Origin of the sequence: Diaphorobacter ruginosibacter (genome assembly GCF_014395975.1) — a bacterium.
GTDB classification, from domain to species: Bacteria; Pseudomonadota; Gammaproteobacteria; order Burkholderiales; family Burkholderiaceae_C; genus Diaphorobacter_A; species Diaphorobacter_A ruginosibacter.
Genome location: NZ_CP060714.1, coordinates 2,685,596 through 2,708,710, shown reverse-complemented (window position 1 = coordinate 2,708,710; position 23,115 = coordinate 2,685,596). Strand labels below are relative to the sequence as shown.

Below are 23,115 nucleotides of genomic sequence, written 5' to 3'. Positions count from 1 at the left end.
CTAGCTGCTTGTCGATCGATTCGTGCAGAGGATCCCTAGAGCAGCACGAAATCCTTGATTCTGGGCGCCTGTGTGCGAGGCAGCTCGTCCACCATCTCCAGCACGCCGGCCTCGATCGTGTGCGCCATGTGCTCCAGCGGCAGATCGTTGGGGGCGGTGCCGAACGGGTCCTCGATCTGTGCGCCCAAGGCCTCCAGCGCGAAGAACGTGTAGGCGATGAAGCATACGATCACGGGCGTCATCGGGCCGATCGCGTCCAGCAGGCCGAAGGGCAGCCAGAAGCAATACAGGTAGATGCAGCGGTGGATGATCACCGAATAGGTGAACGGAATGGGGGTGTTCGCAATGCGCTCGCAGCCACCCAGGGCAGCCGTCAGGCCGGAGAGCGAGCGGTCAAAGGAGGGAACGATGGCCGGCTCGATGTCGGCATCGCGCACCCGCTCGCCCAGCCACTCGCCGGCCATGACGACCGTCATGTTGGCGGGGGACGGGGACCTGGCCACGCGCTGGGTTTCCTCGGGCGAGAGAAACAGCAGCAGGTCGGCGCGTGGGTCGGTGCGGCGCAACTGGTGTCGCATGGCATGCGCGAATGCGCACAGGCGCGGCGCCAGGGCGTGGGCTGCGTCGGGATTGCGGGACAGCACCCGGGCGTTGCGCATGAGGTTGCGGGTCTCTATGAGCACCACGCCCCAGAGTGTGCGAGCCTCCCAATAGCGCGCATACGAGGTGCTGTTCCTGAACCCCAGGAAGATCGCCAGCGTGAGGCCGATCAGTGAGAACGGCACGAAATTCAGCGAGACCTTCCAGTCGAGAATGAAGCCGTGCAGTGCCGTTACCACCGTTGCGAACCCCGTTGCGGCCAGGAGCTGGGGCGTGATGATGGGCAGCACGGAGCCGCGTAGCACGAACAGCATGCGCAGCCAGTGCAGGGTGGGGCGAACGATCATGGCGGGTATTGTCGATCAAAAAAACCGTGCCCTGCCGCAATGTGCGCCGTCCTGCCATCGCACCTCGCCGCATGTCACGGTAGATCACAGTACATTGCGGGCATGTTCTGGTTCCGCGCACTCACCGATGCAGAGCGTTTGTTCGTGCATCGTTTCTTTGCCGATTCGCTGGGCGCATTGGAGCCGAGGCTGCGCCTGGGGCTGCGGCGCATCGGCGATACGCACCGGGCGCTGTCGATGAATGGCGGCCGCATCTCCATGCCGCGTGCATGCTTCGAGCAGTGCCGGCCGACGCAGCCGCTCAGGCTCGGCCATCCTGCCGTCGCAGGGGTCTTCGCGCACGAGTTGCTGCATCAGTGGCAGCGCCTGCAGGGCTACAGGGTCACGCGGGAGGCCGCCTGGCTGCAGCTGAAGTCGGCTTGCCTTCGATCCGATCCCTATGCCTATGAGCGCTGTTCGGAGGCCGCGCCGATGCTTGAGCGATTCCTCTCTGCCCAGGTCGAGCAGCAGGGCCAGATGTGGCAGGACTATGTGAGCGGCTGTGTTGCAGGGCATGCCGATCCGGCGTTTGCAGGCGTGGCTGCGCATGTCGCGGGGGGCGAGCCGGACGCGTGAGTCCTTCATGCTCACTGCGGCGTGGCATTCATCGCAGCGACAAAATCATTCCCATCCACGTCGCGCGCAGCACCGAACCCGGCCACGTGCCGTGCGCGGGATGGCGTGATGCACACGAAACGGAAGTCCGGCAGCTCACCCATGAACTCCGCCTCGGGGAAGCGCTGCATGTAGCAGGTGCGCAGGGCGCTCCAGAGTGCGCTTTCCCTGGGCGGGGTGGAGGCCACGCCCTGCAGGCTGACGCGTTCGAGCGCATGCACACCTTCGCCCTCGACCTCCGGGGCGCAAAAGAGCAGGGATACGGCCGGATGCAACTCCATGGCCTGCGTGTGGACTGCAAGGGCGCTTACGTGCAGGACGATGCAGCCATATTCGGCGCACCAGGCAAACGGCACCATGGACACCAGCGGTGCACGGTCTTCGCATTCGCCTTCTCCTGGCGACCAAGTGGCAAGCGCCGCAGTGCGTCGTTGCTCGATCAACTCGCGCAGGCTGCGCTGCAGACGGGATTCATGTGGCATGGCGGAGTGCTCTTTCCAGTGAAGGGAAGCTCCGTCGATTGTAGAAACACCGCAGCAGGAAAAGCCAGTGAACCAGATTCCTCGCACGCAATGTGCAGCAGAACCTTTCGTTCACTGGCTTGATGGGGTGTGGCCGGCCAACAGCAACGGGTCATGTGCCACAGGCCGGCGGATATTCGGGCGCTGGTCAGGCGCAGGGCTGCATGTGGCGGCCCAGGCGCTCCTGGCGCGCCAGGCGATCAAGTTCCGCACAGACATCGGCCATGCGGCCCGAGATCACCATGCGGCCCGTGCCGGATGCATCGGGCTTGACGACCACGCGCAGTGCGGGCCGGGAAGGCAGCTGCTGCGCTGAATCTGTTGTTGTCAGCGATGGATTGTGGATGGCCAGTTGCAGGCTGGCCTGCACCGGCGTGTCAGCCATGCGATCGCTGTTGGATGCGCTGGTGGCCAGTCTGCGCACCTTGCCCAGGCGAGGGCGTACCAGCAGCTTCAGCTCCGACAGGTCGATGTCGGTGCGGGTCACGACGACGCTGTCGTTGCCGGCATGCCGGGCGAGCCAGTGTGCGGCGCGGCTGAATGGCTGGGCGAGGGCGGTGAGTTCGATGAGGGCAGAACGCATGTGGGTACTCCGGCATGACGCACGTGGTCATGAAAGGTTGAACACAGGCAGGATTGCCAGATACACGGAAAGCGCGCTGCCGCAGGGTTGACGGAAAACACACTCCGTCAGACGCCCGCCACCTGCGAAAGGCGCTGGGAAAGGCTACATGAGCATGGTGTTGCGGATCAGTCCGACCGCAAGACCCTCGATCTCGAACGGCTCACCAGGCTGAACGGTGATGATCGGATAGTCGGGGTTCTCGGGCAGCAACTCAATCTGGCTGCCTGCACGCCGCAGGCGCTTGACGGTGACCTCTTCGCCCAGGCGCGCGACGACGATCTGGCCATTGCGCACATCGGTGGTGGCCTGCACGGCCAGCAGGTCACCGTCCATGATGCCGGCGTCACGCATGGACATGCCGCGCACCTTGAGCAGGTAATCGGGCTTGCGTGCGAACAGGCTGCCCTCGACCATGTAGCTTTGGTCGACGTGTTCTTGGGCGAGAATGGGTGAGCCCGCAGCGACGCGGCCGATGAGCGGCAGCACGAGCTGGGACAGGCCTGGAATCGGCAGGTTGAATTGCGAACCGAACTGGGAACCACGTGCGGCATTGATGTTGCGCACGGTCTCGGAGCGCAGGCGGATGCCGCGCGAGGTACCGCTGACCAGCTCGATCACGCCCTTGCGTGCCAATGCCTGCAGATGCTCCTCCGCTGCATTGGCGGACTTGAAGCCCAGTTCCGCGGCGATCTCGGCACGGGTGGGCGGCGCGCCGGTGCGCGAAATGGCGTTCTGGATGAGATCCAGAATCTGTTGCTGACGGGCGGTGAGCTTGGGGCTGTCGGACATGGTGCGATCCATCCAATACAGTCGGTTGGGAAAATGTACTGTGTAAAAAACCAGTGCCTGTATTTTTGAACAGTTTTTAAGGAGACGCAAGTGGTTGTTGCAAAAAAAATCGTACTGCTGGGAACGGGCGGGACGATAGCGGGCACTTCTTCGGTCGCAGGAGCCAATACGGGCTACACCGCCGCGCAGATCGGTGTGGCTGACCTGATCGATGCGGTTCCAGCACTGCGGGACGTTGCCACCGGCGGACTGGTGGCCGAGCAGGTCGCCCAGCTGGACAGCAAGGACATGACGCACGACGTGTGGCTCCGGCTTGCGCGGCACTGCGCGCAGCACCTGGCCGATCCGGACGTGCAGGGCGTCGTGGTCACCCATGGCACCGATACGCTGGAGGAGACCGCGTGGTTTCTTCAGCAGGTGCTGAGGCCTGTGAAGCCGCTGGTGCTGTGCAGTGCGATGCGGCCCGCCACGGCCATGGCGCCCGATGGCCCGCAGAACCTGCTGGATGCCGCCGTCGTCGCGATGGAGCCCACGGCCAGCGGCGTGTTGTGCGTTGCCGCAGGCGAGATCCATGGCGCGCGCGAGGTCAGCAAGATCCATCCGCTGCGGCTCCATGCGTTTTCATCGGGCGATCTCGGACCGCTGGGTTTCATCGAGGAGCGCCGCGTGCGCTGGGCGCGCAACCTGCCTCCCGAGCGCCCGCATGACGCGGCTCCCGGCGAGCTGGTACGCACCCTCCCCGAGGCCGACCTGTGGCCCAGTGTCGAGATCGTGATGAGCCATGCAGGCGTGACTGGCGCCCTGGTGAAGGCGCTGGTCGAGCAGGGCGTCGATGGCGTGATCGTGGCCGCTACCGGCAATGGCACCGTGAACGTGGAGCTCGAGAAGGCCCTCGAAGCCGCGGAGGAAGAGGGCGTGGTGGTGCGCATTGCGTCACGCTGCGCACAGGGGCAGATGCTGAGCGATCCGGGCGCCCGCTGGGCCAGCGCCAACGGTCTGAGCCCCGTGAAGGCGCGGATCAGCCTGTTGCTGGACCTGATCGATGACGATCTGGCCGCTCAGGAAGAGGATGCGGCCGGCCCGGGTTGACGGCGGTTGCGCTGGCAGAGCGTACTTTTTGGACGGCGCTATGCGGCACGCCCGTTCTTGTAGAAAGTCCGCTCCGTCTCGCGCGCGCCGCTGCCATCGGGGTGGCTGGCCCAGCGCAGCACGGTGCCGTGCAGGAAGCCGCCCACCAGCTCGCCCTCGCGCCATTGGCGCATGCCATCGTCCAGGCTCAGCATTTCGACGAGGCGGCCGGTGCCTTGGGGAGCCAGGTCGGCGCCTTGTTCGTCCAGGCAGCGCAGATAGCGGTCGCGGCCGTCGCGGTCTTCAATGCTCTCGGTGTTGAGCGCGCCGCCGGGCCAATAGCGCAGCCAGCGCTTGCCGCCCGCATGCGGCGCGATGCGCAATTGGGGTGTGCCGTCCGGGTAGATGTGCTCGCTGCACAGCTCTTCGCCATGCCAATACAGCTGAGCGCTGGTGCGCAGGCCCTGGGCGTTGAAGGTCTCGTGCAAGCCATGGTGTCCCAGGCCTAGCGCCTCCCGGTCGTTGCGCACGGCCTGCAGGGCGCCGCTCATGAAGTCTTCGCCGCTTGTCCAACTGCTGCTGGCCTGGCTGGGGTAGTGGATCCAGTGGCGCTCGCGCTGCGCAGCCCAGCCGGCCACTTCGCATTGCAGCAGGGTGCGGTCGGGCGAGAACCAGACCACGTCGCAGCCGCCGTCCCCGTTCTCGAAAACGTTGGGGCCGATCGGAAACCCGTCCACGAAGCGCAGGCGGTATGCGCCGTCCGCGAGCGCCACATGCTCCACGCCGCTGCCGTGCAGGCCGGGCACGGGTGCCACGGCAAAGTAGCGGTGCGGATCGCGCACGATGTCTTCCTCCAGCCGCTGGCGGATGGCGTGGTGCAGGGCGTAGAACGCGGTGGCGATCGTCTCCATGCGCTCCGCGTGCGGGGTCAGCAGGTCGTCGTCCTCGTCGTCATCTTCCTCACGCTCATCGTCTTCATCGTCTTCGCGGTACGCATCTGCCACCGTGGTCCAGATCGCGTGCGCTTCCTCGATCAGCGGCAGCACGGGCGCGTAGACGGGGTTGGCCGCGATGATGCCGGGCACCATGCTCGCATCGGCAAGGTGCGCGGCCACGTTGCTGAAATACTGGTCGACGCCGCCGTTGGAGACCTGCGCATCGAACAGGTCGAAGTAGTACACCGCGCGCACCAGCGGTGCAAAGTCGTCGGGCTCGGATCCGCACAGCGCATCAACGATGGCGCGGCTGAAGTGCGGGGCACAGCGCAGCAGCGCGGGCCAGTCGGTGGAGGGCAGTCGTTGGCTCATTCAGTGTCCTTTTGATGCTTTTTTCTTCTGTTCTGTATTGCGGCTGTTTGTGCCTGCTGGAGGGGGAGGCTGCCTGGGCTCACGTCACTTGCACGAAGAACAGGCCGCTGCGGGCGATGCCCTCGGAGGCCAACGCGGGCCGGTACAGGTAGCCCACGCCATCGGCCAGCAATAAAAAAACGCCGCAGATGCGGCGTTTTTGCTGTCGTCAAGCAAGGCCGGACGTTTCAGCTCGCGAGCGCAGCCAGGGCCCGCGCCGTGATCTCTTCCACGGTGCCCGTGCCGCTGATGGCGCGGTACTTGGGGGCTGCAACTGCGTCGGCCTTGGCCCAGTTGGAATAGTAGTCCACGAGGGGGCGCGTCTGGGCGTCATAGACATCCAGGCGTTTTTTCACGGTCTCTTCCTTGTCGTCGTCACGCTGAACGAGGTCCTCGCCCGTCACGTCGTCCTTGCCTGCCACCTTGGGAGGGTTGAACTTGACGTGGTAGGTGCGGCCCGAAGCCGGGTGCGAGCGGCGGCCGCTCATGCGTTCGATGATGGCCTCGAACGGCACGTCGATCTCGAGCACGTAGTCAAGCTTCACGCCGGCCGCCTTCATGGCGTCGGCCTGGGGGATGGTGCGGGGGAAGCCGTCGAAGAGGAAACCCTTGGCGCAGTCGGGCTGGGCAATGCGTTCCTTGACCAGGTTGATGATGAGGTCGTCGCTCACCAGCTGGCCTGCGTCCATCACGGCCTTGGCCTGCACGCCCAGCGGCGTGCCAGCCTTGACGGCCGCGCGGAGCATGTCACCGGTGGAGATTTGCGGAATACCGTATTTCTGGCAGATGAACGCGGCTTGCGTGCCCTTTCCGGCACCGGGGGCACCGAGCAAAATGAGTCTCATGGATATCCTCTGTATGTTGAAATCTGCTGGCACGACAGCCGCAGGCGTGCCTGCTCCCGGTCTTGTGCTCTCAATTGTTTAAGGATAGCACGCGTAACCCGCACCAAGCTGACGCATGGCATCAGGAATGTCCTGTAGTTCCAATGGGCGGTTCAGCGAAAAAGAGAGCGAACGCGCTCCAGGTCGGCCGGGGTGTCCACACCGGGGCCGGGCGCATGTTCGGTCACATGGACGGCGATGCGGTGGCCGTGCCAAAGCGCACGCAGCTGCTCAAGCGCCTCCATGGCCTCGGTCGGTGCCGCAGGCAGCTGGGGGAACTGGCGCAGAAAGCCGGCGCGGTAGCTGTAGATGCCGATGTGGCGCAGCGGCTGCATGCCCCGGGCTGCCGCCGGAAGACGGTCCGTGTCTTTCCACCAGGCGGTGCCGGGCGCGGCATCACGGGCAAAGGGAATGGGCGAGCGGCTGAAGTAGTGCGCAAGGCCCTTGGCATCGAGCACGACCTTCACCACATTGGCATTCACATAGTCTTCGTAGGAGTCGATCGCGTGCGCGGCCGTGCCCATGCTGGCATCGGTGCGCTCGCCGAGGATCGTGGCCACGGAATCGATCAGCCGTGGATCGATCAGCGGCTCGTCGCCCTGTACGTTGACCACGATGTCGCTGCCGTCGAGGCCGAGTTGCTCGCAGGCCTCGGCCAGCCGGTCGCTGCCGCTCGGGTGATCGGCCCGCGTAAGGATGGCGTGCACGCCATGGAGTGCGCAGGCATCGACGATGCGCTGGTCATCCGCCGCCACGACGGACCGGCTTGCGCCGCTTTGCATCGTGCGCTGCGCCACCCGCACCACCATGGGCATACCGCCGATGTCGGCGAGCGGCTTGTCGGGCAGGCGCGAAGAGGCCATGCGCGCGGGGATCAGCACCGTGAACGGTGCCTGTGTGGTGCGGGCCGTGTTCATGCTTCGAGTTCGTCGTCGGTCAGTTCGCGGGCTTCGTTCTCGAGCATGACCGGAATGCCGTCACGCACCGGATAGGCCAGCCGCGCGCTGCGCGAGATCAGCTCCTGGCGGTCGCGGTCATAGGTCAGGGGACCTTTGGTGACGGGGCATACCAGCAGTTCAAGCAGTTTGGGGTCCATGGCGGTCCTGTGGCGGCGCGCCACGGGCGCACCGATCATTCATGTGTGTTGACGAGTGGCTGATGATACCGCCTGAGTATCCGGTCCAATGCCTCGAAAAACGCCTGCGGCAACTCCACCAGCAGGGGCACTGCCAGCGCACGCGGTTCGATGGGCCACAGTTTGGTGGCATCCTTTTCGGTGCATAGCAGCGGCAGGGTGCTGTCGCCGGTGCGCTGCCAGTCCGAGAAATCGCTGTGATCAGGCAGAGCGTGCGTGTCGGCGAGAACCAGCCCGCGCGCGCGCAGCATGGCAAAGAATTCCTCGGGGCGGGCGATGCCGGCCAGTGCCGCGACAGGCCGTGCGAGCAGCGCGGACAGCGGCACGCCGCGGCCACCCGCGTCGATGGCCTCGTCGGCGAGCGCACGCCGCAATTCGAACTGGGGCGCGCTGCCGCCCGGCGCCCGGCCGGCGTAGAGCACCAGGTCCACGTTGCGTGGCCAGGGTTCGCGCAGCGGGCCGGCGGGCAGCAGCCAGCCGTTGCCGACGCCCTCGTCGTTGAACACGCAGATCTCCACATCGCGCTGCAGCGCCAGATGCTGCAGGCCGTCATCGCAGAGGATCACATCCACCTCGGGGTGTTCGGCCAGCAGCGCCAGTGCGGCTTGCGCGCGTTGGCGTGCGACGACCACGGGCAGTTGCGTGGCGCGCGCGATCAGCAGGGGCTCGTCGCCGACCTCCCGGGCCGTGCTCGCATCGGTGACCGCGCGGCAATCCTGGGTCTGGCGACCATAGCCGCGCGAGACGATGCCCGGCTTCCAGCCCTGGGCCTTCAGGTGCCTGGCGATGGCGATGGTCACGGGCGTCTTGCCTGCACCACCGGCAATCACATTGCCCACGGTGATCACGGGCACCGGCATGCGCATGCTGGGCAGGATGCCGGTGCGATAGAGACTGCGCCTTGCGGCAACAAGGCCGCGATGCAGCAGGGAGAGGGGCCACAGAAGCCGGCCGACGGCGCCGCGGCGCTGCCAGGCGGTGCGCAGCGCGGTCGAGGCATCCTTGCCGGCCATGGGCTTACTTGCCGGCAGAGGCCGACGTCTGTGTGGCGAAGGTGATCTGCGACAGGCCGACGCGCCGCGCGGCCTCCATGACGGTGACGACGGCCTGGTGCGGCGACGATGCATCGGCGCTGATGATGATCACGCTGTCCTTGCCCGCGACGGCTGCATCGCGCAGGGCCACGGCGACGGTATCGACGCTCTTGCCTTCCAGGGAGCTGCGGTTGACGGCGTAGCGGCCGTCCGCACCCACGGAGACCACGATCTCCTTGGGCCGGTCGCGCATCTGCTCGACGTCCGCCGTGGGCAGCGTGAGCTGCATCTCGGTGAACTTGCTGTAGGTGGTCGACAGCATCAGGAAGATCAGGATCACCAGCAGCACGTCGATGAACGGGATCAGGTTGATCTCCGGCGCTTCCTTGGCGCGTGGACGAAAATTCATGATCTATGTGCCTGCTAAACGTGGGCTCAGCGCGCGGCGTGGCGCTTGAGGTGGCGGGCGAACTGCTCGGAGGCCAGCTCCATCGACAGCAGGAAATCGTCGACGCGGCTGCGGAAGAAGCGCCAGAAGATCAGCGTCGGGATGGCGATCATCAGGCCGAATGCGGTGTTGTACAGGGCGATCGAGATGCCGTGCGCAAGCTGGGCGGGGTTGCCGCCGGACATGGTGTTGCCGCCGCCCTGCGAACCGAAGATCTCGATCATGCCGACCACGGTGCCGAACAGGCCCAGCAGCGGCGCGGCCGAGGCGATGGTGGCCAGTGCGTTCAGGTACTTTTCCAGGCGGTGCGCCGTGGCGCGGCCGGTGCTCTCCATAGCGGCGCGAACATCTTCTTCGGTGGCATCCGGTTCGCTGTTGAGCGTGCGCAGGCCGGACGCGAGCACCTCTCCGAGTGCCGAGTTCTGGGCCAGTTGCGACACCACATCGGGCGCGGGCACGCCCTTGGCCGACACCGTGATGGCTTCGTCCAGGAGCTTGGGCGGCACGACGCGTGCGGTTTTCAGGGCAATGAAGCGCTCCACGATGAGCGCCAGGGCCAGAACGGAACAGGCAATCAATGGCCAGATGGGCCAGCCTGCGGCTTGTATGATCGACAGCAAATCTCTCTCCCGCGAATAGAAAGCAGTGGGCGATTATGTCTCAGTTGACAATGGCGACTCGCCAAACTGCGTTGTCTTTTCTACACGCTTGAGCACGGGCGTTTATCCCTTTGTACTACTCAGGCATTCGCCCACAGTTTCTGTGGATAACTTTGTGGAAAAGTGCGATGGGACGGCGCGCAAAGCGGCGCGGAATGGCGATTTCTTTACATTGATGAAAAAATCGTCATCAAATTTTCCTTTTAAATCAATAACTTGTACGGAGATTGCTGGGCTTTGTAAGTTGGAGGTGCGTGGGACGGTCGAGTGCCGTGTCGACATGCTTCTGTGGACTACTGAGCTTTTGCAATCTCCCCGTAAAACCAGGGCTGGTCTATGTTCGAGCGTCAAAATACAGGGCTGGAGCCGCGCGTATGGGAAGTCGGCGCGCTGTGTCGCGCCATATCGGATGCCCTGCAGGCACGTTTCAATCCTGTGGCCGTCCGGGGGAGCTGACGGGTTTCTCGCGGGCCGCCAGCGGTCATTGTTATTTCTCGATCAAGGACGGCCAGGGACAGATCCGCTGTGCCATGTTCAAGCGTGCGGCCTCGATGATGGATTTTTCCCCTCGCGACGGCGAACTGGTGGAGGTGCGCGGCAAGCTGGGCGTCTATGAAGCCCGCGGCGACCTGCAACTGGTGGTCGACAGCATGCAGCGTGCCGGACAGGGCGCATTGTTCGAGCAGTTCCTGCGGTTGAAGGCGCAGTTGGAATCCGAGGGGCTCTTCGACAGTGCCCGCAAGCGCGAGCTGCCGCTCTTCCCGAGGTCGATCGGCGTGGTCTGCTCGCCCGGGGCCGCCGCCTGGCATGACGTGATGACGGCTCTCAGGCGCCGGGTTCCCCATATTCCGGTGGTGCTGGTTCCCGCGCTCGTGCAGGGCGCGCAGGCGCCAGCCTCGCTCATTCGCGCGCTGGGTGCGCTCTACGGCATGGCGCAGGAGGGTGGTGCACGGGCTGGCGACATGCCGGTGCCGGACGTGATCCTTCTGGTGCGTGGCGGCGGCTCGATCGAGGACCTGTGGGCATTCAATGACGAGCAGCTGGCCCGCACCATCGTGCAAAGCCCGGTGCCGCTGATCAGTGGAGTGGGGCACGAGACGGACTTCACGATCGCCGATTTCTGTGCCGACCTGCGCGCGCCCACTCCGACGGCCGCAGCGGAACTGGTCTCGCAGCCGCGGGACCTGTGGCTGGGAGCGCTCGGGCTCATGCAGGACAGGTTGGGCGAAGCGGTGCAGGGCCAGTTGGACCGGCACGCGCAGCGCCTTGACATCGCGGCCCGGCAGATCGGACGCCCGTCGAGCCTGGTGGCCCGGCAACGCCTTGAACTGATGCAGCGTGCACAGCGCCTGTCGCAGTCGGTGGCGCGGCAGATCCATGTGGGCGACAAGCGGGTGACGCAATGTGCTGCCGCGCTGCCGCGGGCCGTGGAACGCTCGGTCGATCGCCTTCAGCAGCGTCTTGAGCGCGCTGCAACGCGTCTTGAGTTGCTCAATCCCCAGCATGTGCTGGCACGCGGATACGCGCTGCTCTCGGATGATGCCGGGCGCACCATCGCGAGTGTGAACCAGGTCCGGCCCGGCGATGCGCTGCGCGCGGCCGTCTCGGACGGGCAACTGGATCTCGTGGTCACGCCGCCGCGCCTGCTGTAGCAGGCAATGGGTGGAATGGGTGGACCCGGTAGGACGGGCTCGTCCTGTAAGTCGATGTCCCGTACATTTCCATATTCCACTGAAGGGGTGTCTTCCCCTCCTACAATGGTCAAGTATTCACTGCGCTGCAGGGACTCGGACGGCCGGCCTGCAGCGTCTATTCATTTCAACCACGAGGAAAACACTATGGAACGCACCCTGCCACCATTGCCCTATGCCATGGACGCTCTGGCCCCGGCGTATAGCCAGGAAACCCTGGAATACCACTACGGCAAGCACCACAAGGCCTACGTGGACAAGCTCAACGAGCTGCAGAAGGGCACCGAGTTCGAGAACATGGAACTCGAAGACGTGATCAAGAAGGCATCCGGCGGCATGTACAACCAGGCTGCGCAGATCTGGAACCACACCTTCTTCTGGAACTGCATGACCCCGAACGGCGGTGCAGAACCCACGGGCGCCCTGGCTGAAGCCATCAACAAGAAGTGGGGCAGCTATGCCGACTTCAAGAAGGCCTTCGTCGCTTCCGCCGTGGGCAACTTCGGCTCCGGCTGGACGTTCCTGGTGAAGAAGGCCGACGGTTCCGTCGACATCGTCAACATGGGCGCCGCAGGCACCCCCCTGACCACCGGCGACAAGGCCCTGCTGACCGTTGACGTGTGGGAGCATGCCTACTACATCGACTACCGCAACGCCCGTCCGAAGTTTGTCGAGACCTTCTTCGACAAGCTGGTGAACTGGAAGTTCGCCGAGGCGAACTTCGCCTAAGCCTGCGCTCCGACAGGCGTGAACCAGAGCCTCCGAAAGGAGGCTTTGTTGTTTCCGGGTGTCGCTGAGCGTTGGTCAGGCGTCGTTTCCTGGGCGCAGCAGTACGATCAACACCTTGAGAGCCGCGGGCACCAGTCGCCCAGCACGCACTCCAGGGCACCGCTGGCAAGAGTCGCGCCCACCATGTCCTCGTAGACATAGGTCAGCCGGCACGATATCGACGAGGCGGTCATCGGTGACGATGTCGAGCACGACACGGGGGGCAGCGCTCGTGGAAGGCCGCGAGGATGGGCGCCAGTACGATGCGCGCCGCCTGGCGTGGCAGGCGCACACTGGCTCCTTCGAGCAAACCATTCATCGAAAGGACATCGCATGATGAAGACGCGAGCACTGGGATCCCAGGGATTGGCCGTTTCGGCCATCGGCCTGGGCTGCATGGGAATGAGCTTCGCCTATGCGCAGCCGCAGGAGTCCGAGGCCCTGAACACGCTGCACCAGGCCCTGGAACTGGGTTGTAACTTCTGGGATACCGCCGAGGTCTATGGCCCTTATACAAACGAGCTGCTGCTGGGCAAGGCGCTCAAGGGCCGGCGCGACCAGGTGATCGTGGCGACGAAGTTCGGCTTCGACATCGCCCCCGAGACCCCGGACCGCCAGGGAGCTGCGCGCATGGCCGGGCTGGACAGCCGGCCGGGCCACATCCGCGAGGTGGTGCATGCCTCGCTCGAAAGGCTGGGCATCGAGACCATCGACCTGCTGTATCAGCACCGCGTGGATCCCCGGGTGCCGATCGAGGATGTGGTCGGGGTCATGGCCGACCTGGTGCGGGAAGGCAAGGTGCGCTTTCTGGGACTGTCCGAGCCGTCCGCCGCCACTTTGAGGCGAGCCCATGCGGTGCATCCGATCTCCGCCGTGCAGTCCGAGTATTCGCTGTGGAGCCGTGACGTGGAAGAGACCACGCTGCCGACCTGCCGCGAGCTGGGCGTGGGGCTGGTTCCCTACAGCCCGCTGGGCCGCGGCGCACTCACCGGCAAGCTGCCCACGCCCGACCAACTGGGCGATGACGACTTCCGCCGCGGCCTGCCGCGCTTTCAGGGCGAGGCATGGCAGAGCAACCTTGGCCTGATCGCCACGCTTGAGCGCATGGCCATGGAACGCGGTTGCACCGCGGCGCAACTGGCCCTGGCGTGGGTGCTGGCGCAGGGCGAGCAGATCGTGCCGATCCCGGGCGCGAGCCGCGAGCGCCACCTGCGCGAGAACATGGCTGCCGCGGGCATCGAGCTCACGGCGGCGGACCTGCAGGAGATCGGCTCGGCGCAGGATCCCGCACGGGTGCAGGGCGCGCGTTACACACCAGCGTCACTGGCGCTGGTCAATATCTGATCCATTCCGCAGCGGGATTTTCGTCACGCGAAAGCGGTGCCGCATGGGGGAGGCGCCGCTTTCGCGTGCGTCGGGCGAGTCGGTTCAGGGGCTTGAGTCTTGTATAAGACTTGAAAAACAGCGACAATCCGGAAGTGTCATCCCGTATGGTGATATTGCATTGCACAATGAATTTCGCTTACCGGCGAATGTGTGCGGGCGCTCCCTGCGGATCGATTGCATCGCAGCGATCTTCACAAAAGCCCGGCTGCATCCTGATTCCTGTTTCGCCACTTGAAAGAGACAATGACTTCGAAAATCATCTACACCCTGACCGACGAAGCACCACGACTCGCCACAGCGTCGTTCCTGCCCATCGTTCGCGGTTTCGCTTCCAACGCCGGCATTGAAGTTGCCGACAGCGACATCTCGGTGGCCGCCCGTATCCTCGGCGAGTTCCCCGAGAACCTGACCGAAGCGCAACGCGTTCCCAACAACCTGGCCGACCTGGGCAAGCTCACGCTCACGCCCGAAGCCAACATCATCAAGCTGCCCAACATCTCCGCATCGGTGGGCCAGTTGCAGGAAGCCATCAAGGAACTGCAGGGCAAGGGCTACAACATCCCCGACTTTCCTGAAAATCCGCAGACCGATGCCGAGAAGGACATCAAGGCCCGTTACTCGCGCTGCATCGGTTCGGCCGTGAACCCTGTCCTGCGTGAAGGCAATTCGGACCGCCGCGCGCCCGCCGCGGTCAAGAACTACGCCAAGAAGCATCCGCACTCCATGGGCGAGTGGAAGCAGTGGTCGCAGACGCACGTCTCGCACATGGACCATGGCGACTTCTACCACGGCGAAAAGTCGATGACTCTCGACAAGGCGCGCGACGTGAAGATGGAACTGGTCACCAAGAGCGGCAAGACCGTGGTGCTCAAGTCCAAGGTCGCCCTGCAGGCCGGCGAGGTGATCGACTCGATGTTCATGAGCAAGAAGGCTCTGGTCGAGTTCTATGAAAAGGAACTGGAAGACTGCCGCCAGTCCGGCATCCTGTTCTCGCTGCACGTGAAGGCCACGATGATGAAGGTTTCGCACCCCATCGTGTTCGGCCACTGCGTGAAGATCTACTACAAGGACGCGTTCGAGAAGCACGCCAAGCTGTTCGAGGAACTGGGCGTGAACGTGAACAACGGCATGGCCAACCTGTACGAGAAGATCGAGACGCTGCCAGCTTCCGTGCGCGAAGAGATCATCCGTGACCTGCACGCCTGCCAGGAACATCGTCCGGCGCTGGCCATGGTGGATTCCGCCAAGGGCATCACCAACTTCCATTCGCCCAACGACGTGATCGTCGATGCATCGATGCCCGCCATGATCCGCCAGGGCGGCAAGATGTGGGGTGCCGACGGCAAGCCTTACGACTGCAAGGCCGTGATGCCCGAGTCCACCTTCGCCCGCATCTATCAGGAGATGATCAACTTCTGCAAGTGGCATGGCAACTTCGACCCGAAGACCATGGGCACCGTGCCGAACGTGGGCCTGATGGCTCAGAAGGCCGAAGAGTACGGCTCGCACGACAAGACCTTCGAGATCGAGGAAGACGGCGTGGCCAACATCGTCGACCTCGCCACGGGCGAAGTGCTGATGAGCCAGAACGTGGAGCAGGGCGACATCTGGCGCATGTGCCAGGTCAAGGATGCTCCGATCCGCGACTGGGTGAAGCTGGCCGTTACGCGTGCCCGCAACTCGGGCATGCCGGCCGTGTTCTGGCTCGACCCATACCGTCCGCACGAAGCCGAACTGATCAAGAAGGTACAGACCTACCTGAAGGACCACGACACCACCGGCCTCGAAATCCACATCCTGTCGCAGGTGCGTGCGATGCGCTACACGCTCGAGCGCGTGGCCCGCGGCCTGGACACCATCTCGGTGACCGGCAATATCCTGCGCGATTACCTGACCGACCTGTTCCCGATCCTCGAACTGGGTACCTCGGCCAAGATGCTGTCCATCGTGCCCCTGATGGAAGGCGGCGGCCTGTACGAGACCGGTGCGGGCGGCTCGGCTCCCAAGCACGTCGAGCAGCTGGTGGAAGAAAACCACCTGCGCTGGGATTCGCTGGGCGAGTTCCTGGCGCTGGCGGTGTCCCTGGAAGAAGAGGGCATCAAGACCCACAACGCCAAGGCCAAGCTGCTGGCCAAGACGCTGGACCAGGCCACGGGCAAGCTGCTGGACGAGAACAAGTCGCCTTCGCGCCGCACCGGCGAGCTCGACAACCGCGGCAGCCAGTTCTACCTGTCGATGTACTGGGCCCAGGCACTGGCAGCCCAGACGGAAGACAAGGATCTGGCCGCCAAGTTCGCGCCCATCGCCAAGGAACTGGCCGACAACGAACAGAAGATCGTTGGCGAGCTGAAGGCCGTGCAGGGCAAGGCTGCCGACATCGGCGGCTACTACCAGCCTGACCTGGCCAAGATGGATGCCGTGATGCGCCCGAGCGCCACGTTCAATGCCGTGATCGACAAGGTCGCTGCCTGAAACGGTCGCCCGGGCTGACTCCATATGGCCCTGCACGGGGCCGGTGCTGAGTCATTGCTCTCCTCGGGAGCCCGCAGTGTGTGCTGCGGGCTCTTTTGTTTTGGGCAATCAATACGCTGGCCGATTCGAACCGTTGGAGGATATTGACCTGGGTATTAGTTTGGGTGAATGGCCGATGCTTTCGGATAGCTCCGTCTGGCTTGGCGTGGGTCAAGGCTCAGTACACAATGCGCGAAAAACGAAACGCCGCCAATGCGCGCTATCCTTCTTGCCTCTCTTGCCCCGATAGATTTGCATGCAAATGTTGCAGGTCGATCATTGTTGAAATATTTTTAATATTTCTATGGCAGGATAGAACTGAATAGAAGTGGCAAATACCAAACTCATGAATTGTCCTGCCTGTAGTCATTCGCTCTCGCCGGGAGCTCGTTTTTGCAATAAATGCGGCACGCTGGTTTCGCAGCCGGCACCTATTGCGCCCACATCCGCACCCACATCCGCCTTTGGCGAGGCCGTTGAAAACGCCTCGTTCCCCTGCAGCGAGTGCGGCAAGCCCCTGCGGCCGGGTGCACGCTTCTGCACCGGATGCGGCTCCCTGACCGATGTCGTGGCCGATATGCGCTTCGGGTCGCAGCAGGAGGCGGGTGTTTCTGTGGCGGGCTTGGGTCAGAATCATCAAAGCCATCAGGCCGTTGAAGAGCCGGTCGTCCCCGAGGCGGTGTCGTTCGACATGGACCCCGCGCCATCGGGCGTGCTGCCCATCCACCCCGTCAAACGCGGTGACGCTCCCGATTTCGAGCTGCCGGACCTGGTCGTGCCGCAGGAGGTGGCGCCCGTTCGCCCACCCGCACCTGACTTTTCTCCCCGGACGGCACCCGAGTCGGCCCAGATGCCCCAGATGCCTCAAGTGCCCCAGGTGGCCCCTGTCAGCTTTGATCGCATGGACGACTTCGCAGAACTGGAACGCCAGGCCAACGACAGCGGTTCGGGGCTCAAGTGGATGCTTGTGACCGTCGCAGCACTGTTGCTGATTGGTGGCGGCGGATGGTTTGGATACCAGCGATTGATAGCCCCGGGCGGGGATGGCGTGGAGGCCGCGGGCGCGACCGCCGCACGGCCCGCGGTCGATGACGTGGCGGAGGGTGAAAGCGTGGTTCCCGCGCAGATGGAGGGCAGCGATCCGGGCGAGGCTGTTGAGGCATCGGACGCGGCGGCAGCCACGGCGTCCACCGAGCCGGTACCGTCGGATGCCGTCGCCGTGGATGCGGCCGTACCGGCAGGATTGCCGCCTCCGCCGAGCGAGCCTGCGCCCGCGAAGGTCGAGCCCATCCATGTGCTCCAGGATGCACCGGCCACCGTCGTGCCGCCGCCCTCCGTACCCGTGCGCCCCGAACGCCGCAAGAGCGACAAGAGCAGCCTGGACAGCCTTCTGGATTGATGGAAGCCAGGGCATACCATTTCCAACCTCTCGGTCGAACCTTCCTCATTCATCACAGGATAACCATGACGCGTTTCACACTTGCCAGCATTGCCCTCGCCACTGCCGCTCTTGCCGGCTGCGGTACCGCGCCCTCTGCACCACCTAATTGCGATGATCCCAACAATGCCGATCCCGCGTGCGTGCAGGTCCAGGCCGCACAGAAGGCCAAGGCGGATCAGGCGGCCAGGCAGGCCCAGACCGAGGCCGAATCGGTGGCGCGCTTCAATGCGCTGCAACTGCAGCTCGACGAGGAGGTGCGCGACGCCGAGGTGAGCATTGCGGCTGCCGTGGATGCAGGCAACTCGCTGCCCAAGGCCCAGCGCCCGCGCAACAGCTCGGTGCTGACCACGACCGTCCCGGTCACCGACAGCCTGACGCCCCGCGTGGCCGACATGAAGATGCTGGATGCCGTCATCATCGAAATGCCGACGGCCGGCAAGAAAAAGCGCGGCTACACCAATGCCATGAATGCCGTGAAGGCGCTGGCCACCCGTGTCGCGGACAACCGCGGCGGCGCGACCATCCTGGTGGAGCAGTCTTCCGCCGACGTCCGTGGCCGCAAGGTCAATACGAGCGAGGGTGAATCCCTGACCAAGGACGGCAATGCGCTGACGGTGCGCAAGGAGGTGAGCTCCGAGGTACTCAAGGGTATCGAGCGCTACACCATCAAGGCCGGGGATCTCAAGAAGCGTCCCTGAGCGCCCGGGTTCCCCGGGCAGGCCATCGGCCGACTGACTGCTGCGCGCCGGAGGGCGGCGCGCTCTCTTCACTGACTTTGCACGCGAGAAAGAAGCCATGAACGAATCCCGCTATCAATCCATAGACTTCGGGGCCCTGACCAGGGCAGGCGAGGGACTGACCCAATGGCGCGCGCTCGGCATGGGGTTCCTCACGGCGCTGGCCTGCGGTGTGATCTTCTGGTTGATGCAGGTCTCGATGCTGCGCATGGGGGGCGCCATCGGCGGGCTGCTCACGTTCGTGCTGGCCGTCCTGGCGTTCGTGGTCTGGGTGGCTGGCGCATCGGCCGTCGGGGTCCTGCTGATGGACAAGGCGCGCAATGTGCCGCAGCGCAGCCTGTCCGAGGCCGCGATGTTCGGCCTGGGGTCGGTGCCGAAGTTCCTGTTGCTGGGCATTGCCGTGGTGCTGGTGTCGATTGCGTTCATGCTGGTGGCTGCGTTGATCTACTTCATCTGCAAGGTGCCGGTGATCGGTGCAGTGCTGGCATTCGTGGCACACCCGCTGCTGGTGCTGATTGCGTCGGCCTTCATCATTGCCTGCGTGTGGGTGGTGTTTCCGCTGTTTGCGCCGGCGGTCTGGAGCGGGCTCAGCTTTCGCCAGGCCCTTGCCAGCGTCTTTGCCATTGCGCGCAACCGCCTGGTGCAGGTGGTGCTGATGATGATGGTGCTCTACATCATCCTGGCGGTCATCGGCATGCTGATCATGTCGGGCGTGTTTCCTGCCGCGGGCGCGCTCACGGCGGCCGCGACCGGCATTCTCGGTGGCGGAGGTTACTCGGCCTTCGGTGGGCACAGCGCCTTCAGCCCGATGATGGGCATGTTCTCCAATGCCTCGCTGGCGGGTGCCATGCTGGGCATGAGCCTGCTCGGCCTGCTGTTGTTCGCGCTGGTGGCGCTGGTGGCGATCATGGGGATGAACGTGCTGTACCTGCAGGCGTCCTCGGGCCTGGACACCGCCGGAACCGAAAGCGATATCGAAGGCGCCTTTGGCGTGATGCGCGAAAAGGCGCGCGAGGCGGCAGACAAGGCCCGTGCGGCAGCCGATCGCGCCAAGCAGGCAGCCACCGAGCGCGTGGAGGCCGCAGCAGCGGCCCGGGAGGCCGAGGCGGCCGAAGTCGCACAGCGCGAGGAAGAGCAATCGCGCCTGCGCGTGCAGGAGCAGGAAGAGCGCCAGGCCGCAGCCCGTGCCGAGGCCGAGCGCGAAGCACGGGCCCGGGCGGAAGCACAGCGCCAGGCGGCAGCGCGCGAAGTGGCTCAGTCGCAGCCTTCCGCTGCACCCGCATCACCTGCGGCGCCATCGGCATCCGGCCCTGCGGCCGGGATGCTTGGCAGCGTCGCGGCCGCTGCGGCAGCCGCATCATCGGGCGACGTGCCCGCGGCCGATTCGAGCAAGGCCTGCAAGGCCTGCGGTCACCGCATTGGCGCCGATGACCTGTTCTGCGAAAACTGCGGAACGCGTCAGTAGGACTACGGGAGCGGACGGCGCGCGAATTCCGGTTCGCTCGCTGCCGCCTGACGTGTCCTTCGCACGTTGCCGAGGTTACTTGGCCGCGCGGAAGGGCTGCCCCGTCAAGCGGGCTCCGGCCTTCAGGCCGCGCTTGGCAAACCAGCCCTGATTCATCTCCAGCACATACCGCACGGGCTTCTCCGAGCAGTGCGAGTTCTCGGTCATCGGCTTCATGTCGGCCAGGTTCACGATCGTGCCGTCATCGGCGACGAAGGCGGCGGTCAGCGGGAGCAGTGTGTTGCGCATCCAGAAGCACTGCGTGGCCGGTTGCTCGAACACGAACAGCATGCCTTCCTGGGCGGGCATGTCCTTGCGGTGCATGAGCCCGATTTCACGCTCCCGGGGCGATAAGGCGAGTTGGGCATCGATAAGGTACATGCCTGCCGTGATGGTCGTGCGCTGCAGGCCGAGTTGCGGCTGGCCTGCAGCAGGTGCCTGCGCCTGCGCGTGCAGGGCGCAGGCCGTCAATCCGATGGCCAGGACGAAGCGTGAAACGATGTTTTTCATGGATGGGGCGGCCCATGGGGGCATGGTGATCGAGCGGAAAAGAACCGGATTCTGCGGTGCGATATTGGATGCCATGGCCCTAGTTTAGTTTCGTGGCGGCGAGGGCGCGAAAAGCCCTCGCATGCCGTCGAGGCGCCGGAGCCGCGCCGTCCAGGTGCACCGAGAAGCAAACAGCCCGCGCGAGGCGGGCTGTGTCTGTTGGCCTTCAGCGGCCGCTACGGAAGCGGCGCGAGCTGTGTCAGGCCATGGATTTTTGCTTGCGGCTCTTCTTGGCCACCTTGTGTTGCTTGCCGGCGTGCTTGGTCGCCTTCGCATGGTGGTTTTTCGCCTTGGGGGTCTTTGCAGCAGGTGCAGCAGCAGCCGGTTGCACGGCTTCTGGAGCCGTTGCCGGAGCAGGTTGGGCGATAGCGCCCACTGCGAACATGCCCATTGCCAGGATTGCGAGGAGTTTTTTCATATATGCAAATTCCTAATGGAAGGGAGATCTGTCCGTGCATACACCATGTATGCCGCGAGACACGCTTTCAACGCGGCAGATGTCACCGCGTTGACAGGGTTCCACCATTTCTTTTGTAGCTAGAATCATTCGAATCGACGCCAGTGTTTGCCTAGGGAGCCTCTGCAAAACCCTCGCCAATCGGTTGGACGCGGATCGGGATGAGCCGCAAGGCGTCTTTTGAAGGCAATAGCAGTAGCTATTGACGAAAAAGACAACGCCGCGGATCGCCCGAGGCCGCGTTCAGATGATGGCAGGGGGTTTTGCAGAGGCTCCCTAGGGGAGGGTAACTGGTGTGTCCAGTCAACAGGAGACTTGCATGAGCGCATTCCAGCATATCAAGGTGCCCGCCGACGGCCAGAAAATCACCGTCAACCCCGACATGACGCTGAGCGTGCCGGACCTACCCATCATTCCCTTCATCGAAGGCGATGGTACTGGCGCGGACATCACGCCGGTCATGATCAAGGTGGTGGATGCGGCTGTCGCCAAGGCCTATGGCGGCAAGCGCCGGATTCACTGGATGGAGATCTACGCGGGTGAGAAGTCAACCAGGGTGTATGGCCCGGACGTGTGGCTGCCGGAAGAGACGCTGCAGGTGGTGCGCGACTATGTGGTCTCGATCAAGGGCCCGTTGACCACACCGGTCGGAGGCGGCATCCGCTCCCTCAATGTGGCCCTGCGCCAGGAACTTGACCTCTACGTCTGCCTGCGCCCCGTGCAGTATTTCAAGGGCGTGCCTTCACCGGTCAAGGAGCCCGAAAAGGTCAACATGGTGATCTTCCGCGAGAACTCGGAAGACATCTACGCGGGCATCGAGTTTCCCGCCGAATCGGACAAGGCGAAAAAGCTCATCAAGATCCTGCAGGATGAATTCGGCGTCAAGAAGATCCGCTTCCCCGAAACCTCGGGCATCGGCGTGAAGCCGGTTTCGCGCGAGGGCACGCAGCGCCTGGTGCGCAAGGCGATCCAGTACGCCATCGATCATGACAAGCCCAGCGTGACGCTTGTGCACAAGGGCAACATCATGAAGTACACGGAAGGGGCCTTCCGCGACTGGGGCTACGAGCTCGCGGCGCAGGAGTTCGGTGGCGAGCTCATCGACGGCGGTCCATGGATGCGCGTGAAGAACCCGAATACCGGCAAGGACATCACCATCAAGGACAGCATCGCGGATGCATTCCTGCAGCAGATCCTGCTGCGCCCCGCGGAGTACAGCGTGATTGCCACCCTGAACCTGAACGGCGACTACGTCTCCGACGCGCTGGCTGCGCAGGTCGGCGGCATCGGCATTGCTCCCGGCGCGAACATGTCCGACTCGGTCGCCATGTTCGAGGCGACCCATGGCACCGCGCCCAAGTACGCCGGCAAGGACTATGTGAACCCGGGTTCGGAAATCCTTTCCGCCGAGATGATGCTGCGGCACATGGGCTGGAACGAGGCAGCCGACCTCATCATCAAGGCCATGGAAAAGGCCATTGCGAGCAAGAAGGTCACCTATGATTTTGCGCGCCTGATGGATGGTGCGACGCAGGTGAGCTGCTCGGGCTTTGGCCAGGTGATGATCGACGCGATGTAAATCACTTCGGTTCAGCAGAGAAGCGATGTGGGGCATGATCCGGCATTGCTCCATATCCTCTTCGCAGGCTCACTGTATGTTGTAGCCGCCTCCTCCCGAGGGGCGTTTTCATTCTGGGCGGCCCGGCCATGAAAAAAGCCACCAGAGACGAATCTCGGGTGGCTTTTCAAGTGGCTCCTCAACCTGGGCTCGAACCAGGGACCTACGGATTAACAGTCCGGCGCTCTACCGACTGAGCTATTGAGGAATGATCGGTATGTTGTTCTTGCGAACAGGCCCTGTGCGATTGCAAGGCCCTGAAATTTTGGCTCCTCAACCTGGGCTCGAACCAGGGACCTACGGATTAACAGTCCGGCGCTCTACCGACTGAGCTATTGAGGAA

Annotated in this window: 22 protein-coding genes, 2 tRNA genes and 1 pseudogene; 10 read left to right on the top strand and 15 right to left on the bottom strand. The window is 64.2% G+C overall.

Going from position 1 to position 23,115, the window contains the following annotated elements; genetic code table 11:
- Window positions 1-35 precede the first annotated feature (35 nt).
- Entirely contained in the window at window positions 36-947 is a 912-nt protein-coding gene (locus H9K76_RS12220) for a bestrophin family protein (RefSeq protein ID WP_187595708.1), read from the bottom strand.
- Between the two features lie 102 nt (window positions 948-1,049).
- Here H9K76_RS12220 and H9K76_RS12215 point away from each other — a divergent pair, with 102 nt between their 5' ends.
- Window positions 1,050-1,562 (top strand): hypothetical protein, encoded by a 513-nt coding sequence (locus tag H9K76_RS12215; protein ID WP_187595707.1) that lies wholly within the window; start codon window positions 1,050-1,052, stop codon window positions 1,560-1,562.
- An 11-nt stretch (window positions 1,563-1,573) separates the two neighbouring features.
- Here the strand turns inward: H9K76_RS12215 and H9K76_RS12210 are convergent, their stop codons facing one another.
- The 3 genes from H9K76_RS12210 to lexA all read right to left on the bottom strand — a co-directional run bounded on the left by H9K76_RS12210 (window position 1,574) and on the right by lexA (window position 3,536).
- Window positions 1,574-2,083 (bottom strand): HugZ family pyridoxamine 5'-phosphate oxidase, encoded by a 510-nt coding sequence (locus tag H9K76_RS12210; protein ID WP_187595706.1) that lies wholly within the window; start codon window positions 2,081-2,083, stop codon window positions 1,574-1,576.
- A 187-nt stretch (window positions 2,084-2,270) separates the two neighbouring features.
- Window positions 2,271-2,705, bottom strand: a complete 435-nt coding sequence (locus tag H9K76_RS12205) for a hypothetical protein (protein WP_187600815.1) — start codon at window positions 2,703-2,705, stop codon at window positions 2,271-2,273.
- Between the two features lie 144 nt (window positions 2,706-2,849).
- Complete coding sequence (gene lexA, locus H9K76_RS12200) at window positions 2,850-3,536, bottom strand: transcriptional repressor LexA (protein WP_187595705.1); 687 nt, start codon at window positions 3,534-3,536, stop codon at window positions 2,850-2,852.
- 90 nt (window positions 3,537-3,626) lie between these two features.
- On the opposite strand from lexA, the gene H9K76_RS12195 reads away from it, so the two are divergent.
- Window positions 3,627-4,625 carry an asparaginase gene (locus H9K76_RS12195; protein WP_246474986.1) on the top strand — a complete coding sequence of 333 codons (999 nt, stop codon included), beginning with the start codon at window positions 3,627-3,629 and terminating at the stop codon, window positions 4,623-4,625.
- 38 nt (window positions 4,626-4,663) lie between these two features.
- On the opposite strand, the gene H9K76_RS12190 is transcribed toward H9K76_RS12195, so the two are convergent.
- The 7 genes from H9K76_RS12190 to H9K76_RS12160 all read right to left on the bottom strand — a co-directional run bounded on the left by H9K76_RS12190 (window position 4,664) and on the right by H9K76_RS12160 (window position 10,071).
- Window positions 4,664-5,911, bottom strand: coding sequence for a DMP19 family protein (locus H9K76_RS12190; protein ID WP_187595704.1), 1,248 nt, complete (start codon window positions 5,909-5,911; stop codon window positions 4,664-4,666).
- 227 nt (window positions 5,912-6,138) lie between these two features.
- A complete protein-coding gene (gene adk, locus H9K76_RS12185) occupies window positions 6,139-6,795 on the bottom strand; it encodes an adenylate kinase (RefSeq protein WP_187595703.1) in 657 nt (218 codons plus the stop codon).
- A gap of 152 nt (window positions 6,796-6,947) precedes the next feature.
- On the bottom strand, window positions 6,948-7,751 hold the full coding sequence (gene kdsB / locus H9K76_RS12180) for a 3-deoxy-manno-octulosonate cytidylyltransferase (protein WP_187595702.1): 804 nt from the start codon (window positions 7,749-7,751) through the stop codon (window positions 6,948-6,950).
- On the bottom strand, window positions 7,748-7,930 hold the full coding sequence (locus H9K76_RS12175) for a Trm112 family protein (protein WP_187595701.1): 183 nt from the start codon (window positions 7,928-7,930) through the stop codon (window positions 7,748-7,750). The genes kdsB and H9K76_RS12175 overlap by 4 nt, the downstream gene beginning before the upstream one ends.
- A gap of 35 nt (window positions 7,931-7,965) precedes the next feature.
- Window positions 7,966-8,982 carry a tetraacyldisaccharide 4'-kinase gene (gene lpxK / locus H9K76_RS12170; protein ID WP_187595700.1) on the bottom strand — a complete coding sequence of 339 codons (1,017 nt, stop codon included), beginning with the start codon at window positions 8,980-8,982 and terminating at the stop codon, window positions 7,966-7,968.
- A gap of 4 nt (window positions 8,983-8,986) precedes the next feature.
- Window positions 8,987-9,412 carry an ExbD/TolR family protein gene (locus tag H9K76_RS12165; RefSeq protein WP_187595699.1) on the bottom strand — a complete coding sequence of 142 codons (426 nt, stop codon included), beginning with the start codon at window positions 9,410-9,412 and terminating at the stop codon, window positions 8,987-8,989.
- A 26-nt stretch (window positions 9,413-9,438) separates the two neighbouring features.
- Window positions 9,439-10,071 carry a MotA/TolQ/ExbB proton channel family protein gene (locus tag H9K76_RS12160; RefSeq protein WP_187595698.1) on the bottom strand — a complete coding sequence of 211 codons (633 nt, stop codon included), beginning with the start codon at window positions 10,069-10,071 and terminating at the stop codon, window positions 9,439-9,441.
- Window positions 10,072-10,446: 375 nt separating this feature from the next.
- On the opposite strand from H9K76_RS12160, the pseudogene xseA reads away from it, so the two are divergent.
- The 7 genes and pseudogenes from xseA to H9K76_RS12125 all read left to right on the top strand — a co-directional run bounded on the left by xseA (window position 10,447) and on the right by H9K76_RS12125 (window position 20,109).
- Window positions 10,447-11,762, top strand: a pseudogene (xseA, locus tag H9K76_RS12155) (exodeoxyribonuclease VII large subunit).
- A gap of 186 nt (window positions 11,763-11,948) precedes the next feature.
- Window positions 11,949-12,530: a superoxide dismutase gene (locus H9K76_RS12150; protein WP_187595697.1), complete on the top strand. Its 582-nt coding sequence runs from the start codon at window positions 11,949-11,951 to the stop codon at window positions 12,528-12,530.
- A 375-nt stretch (window positions 12,531-12,905) separates the two neighbouring features.
- On the top strand, window positions 12,906-13,913 hold the full coding sequence (locus tag H9K76_RS12145) for an aldo/keto reductase (protein ID WP_187600612.1): 1,008 nt from the start codon (window positions 12,906-12,908) through the stop codon (window positions 13,911-13,913).
- Between the two features lie 285 nt (window positions 13,914-14,198).
- Window positions 14,199-16,427: an NADP-dependent isocitrate dehydrogenase gene (locus H9K76_RS12140; protein ID WP_187595696.1), complete on the top strand. Its 2,229-nt coding sequence runs from the start codon at window positions 14,199-14,201 to the stop codon at window positions 16,425-16,427.
- 367 nt (window positions 16,428-16,794) lie between these two features.
- Complete coding sequence (locus H9K76_RS12135; RefSeq protein WP_187595695.1) at window positions 16,795-17,865, top strand: zinc ribbon domain-containing protein; 1,071 nt, start codon at window positions 16,795-16,797, stop codon at window positions 17,863-17,865.
- A gap of 65 nt (window positions 17,866-17,930) precedes the next feature.
- Window positions 17,931-18,605: a hypothetical protein gene (locus H9K76_RS12130; RefSeq protein WP_187595694.1), complete on the top strand. Its 675-nt coding sequence runs from the start codon at window positions 17,931-17,933 to the stop codon at window positions 18,603-18,605.
- A 97-nt stretch (window positions 18,606-18,702) separates the two neighbouring features.
- A complete protein-coding gene (locus H9K76_RS12125; RefSeq protein WP_187595693.1) occupies window positions 18,703-20,109 on the top strand; it encodes a zinc ribbon domain-containing protein in 1,407 nt (468 codons plus the stop codon).
- Between the two features lie 75 nt (window positions 20,110-20,184).
- Here H9K76_RS12125 and H9K76_RS12120 read toward each other — a convergent pair whose 3' ends face one another.
- The gene (locus H9K76_RS12120; protein WP_425489702.1) at window positions 20,185-20,682 is read right to left on the bottom strand and encodes a DUF192 domain-containing protein; all 498 of its coding nucleotides are present in this window, start codon (window positions 20,680-20,682) and stop codon (window positions 20,185-20,187) included.
- A gap of 214 nt (window positions 20,683-20,896) precedes the next feature.
- A complete protein-coding gene (locus H9K76_RS12115; protein ID WP_187595692.1) occupies window positions 20,897-21,115 on the bottom strand; it encodes a hypothetical protein in 219 nt (72 codons plus the stop codon).
- Window positions 21,116-21,473: 358 nt separating this feature from the next.
- Between H9K76_RS12115 and icd the strand changes: the two genes are divergently transcribed.
- Window positions 21,474-22,733 carry an NADP-dependent isocitrate dehydrogenase gene (gene icd, locus H9K76_RS12110; protein ID WP_187595691.1) on the top strand — a complete coding sequence of 420 codons (1,260 nt, stop codon included), beginning with the start codon at window positions 21,474-21,476 and terminating at the stop codon, window positions 22,731-22,733.
- Between the two features lie 171 nt (window positions 22,734-22,904).
- Here the strand turns inward: icd and H9K76_RS12105 are convergent.
- Window positions 22,905-22,980, bottom strand: a tRNA-Asn gene (locus H9K76_RS12105).
- Between the two features lie 58 nt (window positions 22,981-23,038).
- Window positions 23,039-23,114: transfer RNA gene (locus tag H9K76_RS12100), tRNA-Asn, on the bottom strand.
- Between the last annotated feature and the right edge of the window lies 1 nt (window position 23,115).

What these genes read in the sequence shown, in the direction of transcription:
- H9K76_RS12220 (WP_187595708.1), bottom strand. Translation starts at nt 947, where the DNA reads ATGATCGTTCGCCCCACCCTGCACTGGCTGCGCATGCTGTTCGTGCTA.
- H9K76_RS12215 (WP_187595707.1), top strand. Translation starts at nt 1,050, where the DNA reads ATGTTCTGGTTCCGCGCACTCACCGATGCAGAGCGTTTGTTCGTGCAT.
- H9K76_RS12210 (WP_187595706.1), bottom strand. Translation starts at nt 2,083, where the DNA reads ATGCCACATGAATCCCGTCTGCAGCGCAGCCTGCGCGAGTTGATCGAG.
- H9K76_RS12205 (WP_187600815.1), bottom strand. Translation starts at nt 2,705, where the DNA reads ATGCGTTCTGCCCTCATCGAACTCACCGCCCTCGCCCAGCCATTCAGC.
- lexA (WP_187595705.1), bottom strand. Translation starts at nt 3,536, where the DNA reads ATGTCCGACAGCCCCAAGCTCACCGCCCGTCAGCAACAGATTCTGGAT.
- H9K76_RS12190 (WP_187595704.1), bottom strand. Translation starts at nt 5,911, where the DNA reads ATGAGCCAACGACTGCCCTCCACCGACTGGCCCGCGCTGCTGCGCTGT.
- adk (WP_187595703.1), bottom strand. Translation starts at nt 6,795, where the DNA reads ATGAGACTCATTTTGCTCGGTGCCCCCGGTGCCGGAAAGGGCACGCAA.
- kdsB (WP_187595702.1), bottom strand. Translation starts at nt 7,751, where the DNA reads ATGAACACGGCCCGCACCACACAGGCACCGTTCACGGTGCTGATCCCC.
- H9K76_RS12175 (WP_187595701.1), bottom strand. Translation starts at nt 7,930, where the DNA reads ATGGACCCCAAACTGCTTGAACTGCTGGTATGCCCCGTCACCAAAGGT.
- lpxK (WP_187595700.1), bottom strand. Translation starts at nt 8,982, where the DNA reads ATGGCCGGCAAGGATGCCTCGACCGCGCTGCGCACCGCCTGGCAGCGC.
- H9K76_RS12165 (WP_187595699.1), bottom strand. Translation starts at nt 9,412, where the DNA reads ATGAATTTTCGTCCACGCGCCAAGGAAGCGCCGGAGATCAACCTGATC.
- H9K76_RS12150 (WP_187595697.1), top strand. Translation starts at nt 11,949, where the DNA reads ATGGAACGCACCCTGCCACCATTGCCCTATGCCATGGACGCTCTGGCC.
- H9K76_RS12145 (WP_187600612.1), top strand. Translation starts at nt 12,906, where the DNA reads ATGAAGACGCGAGCACTGGGATCCCAGGGATTGGCCGTTTCGGCCATC.
- H9K76_RS12140 (WP_187595696.1), top strand. Translation starts at nt 14,199, where the DNA reads ATGACTTCGAAAATCATCTACACCCTGACCGACGAAGCACCACGACTC.
- H9K76_RS12130 (WP_187595694.1), top strand. Translation starts at nt 17,931, where the DNA reads ATGACGCGTTTCACACTTGCCAGCATTGCCCTCGCCACTGCCGCTCTT.
- H9K76_RS12125 (WP_187595693.1), top strand. Translation starts at nt 18,703, where the DNA reads ATGAACGAATCCCGCTATCAATCCATAGACTTCGGGGCCCTGACCAGG.
- H9K76_RS12120 (WP_425489702.1), bottom strand. Translation starts at nt 20,682, where the DNA reads ATGCCCCCATGGGCCGCCCCATCCATGAAAAACATCGTTTCACGCTTC.
- H9K76_RS12115 (WP_187595692.1), bottom strand. Translation starts at nt 21,115, where the DNA reads ATGAAAAAACTCCTCGCAATCCTGGCAATGGGCATGTTCGCAGTGGGC.
- icd (WP_187595691.1), top strand. Translation starts at nt 21,474, where the DNA reads ATGAGCGCATTCCAGCATATCAAGGTGCCCGCCGACGGCCAGAAAATC.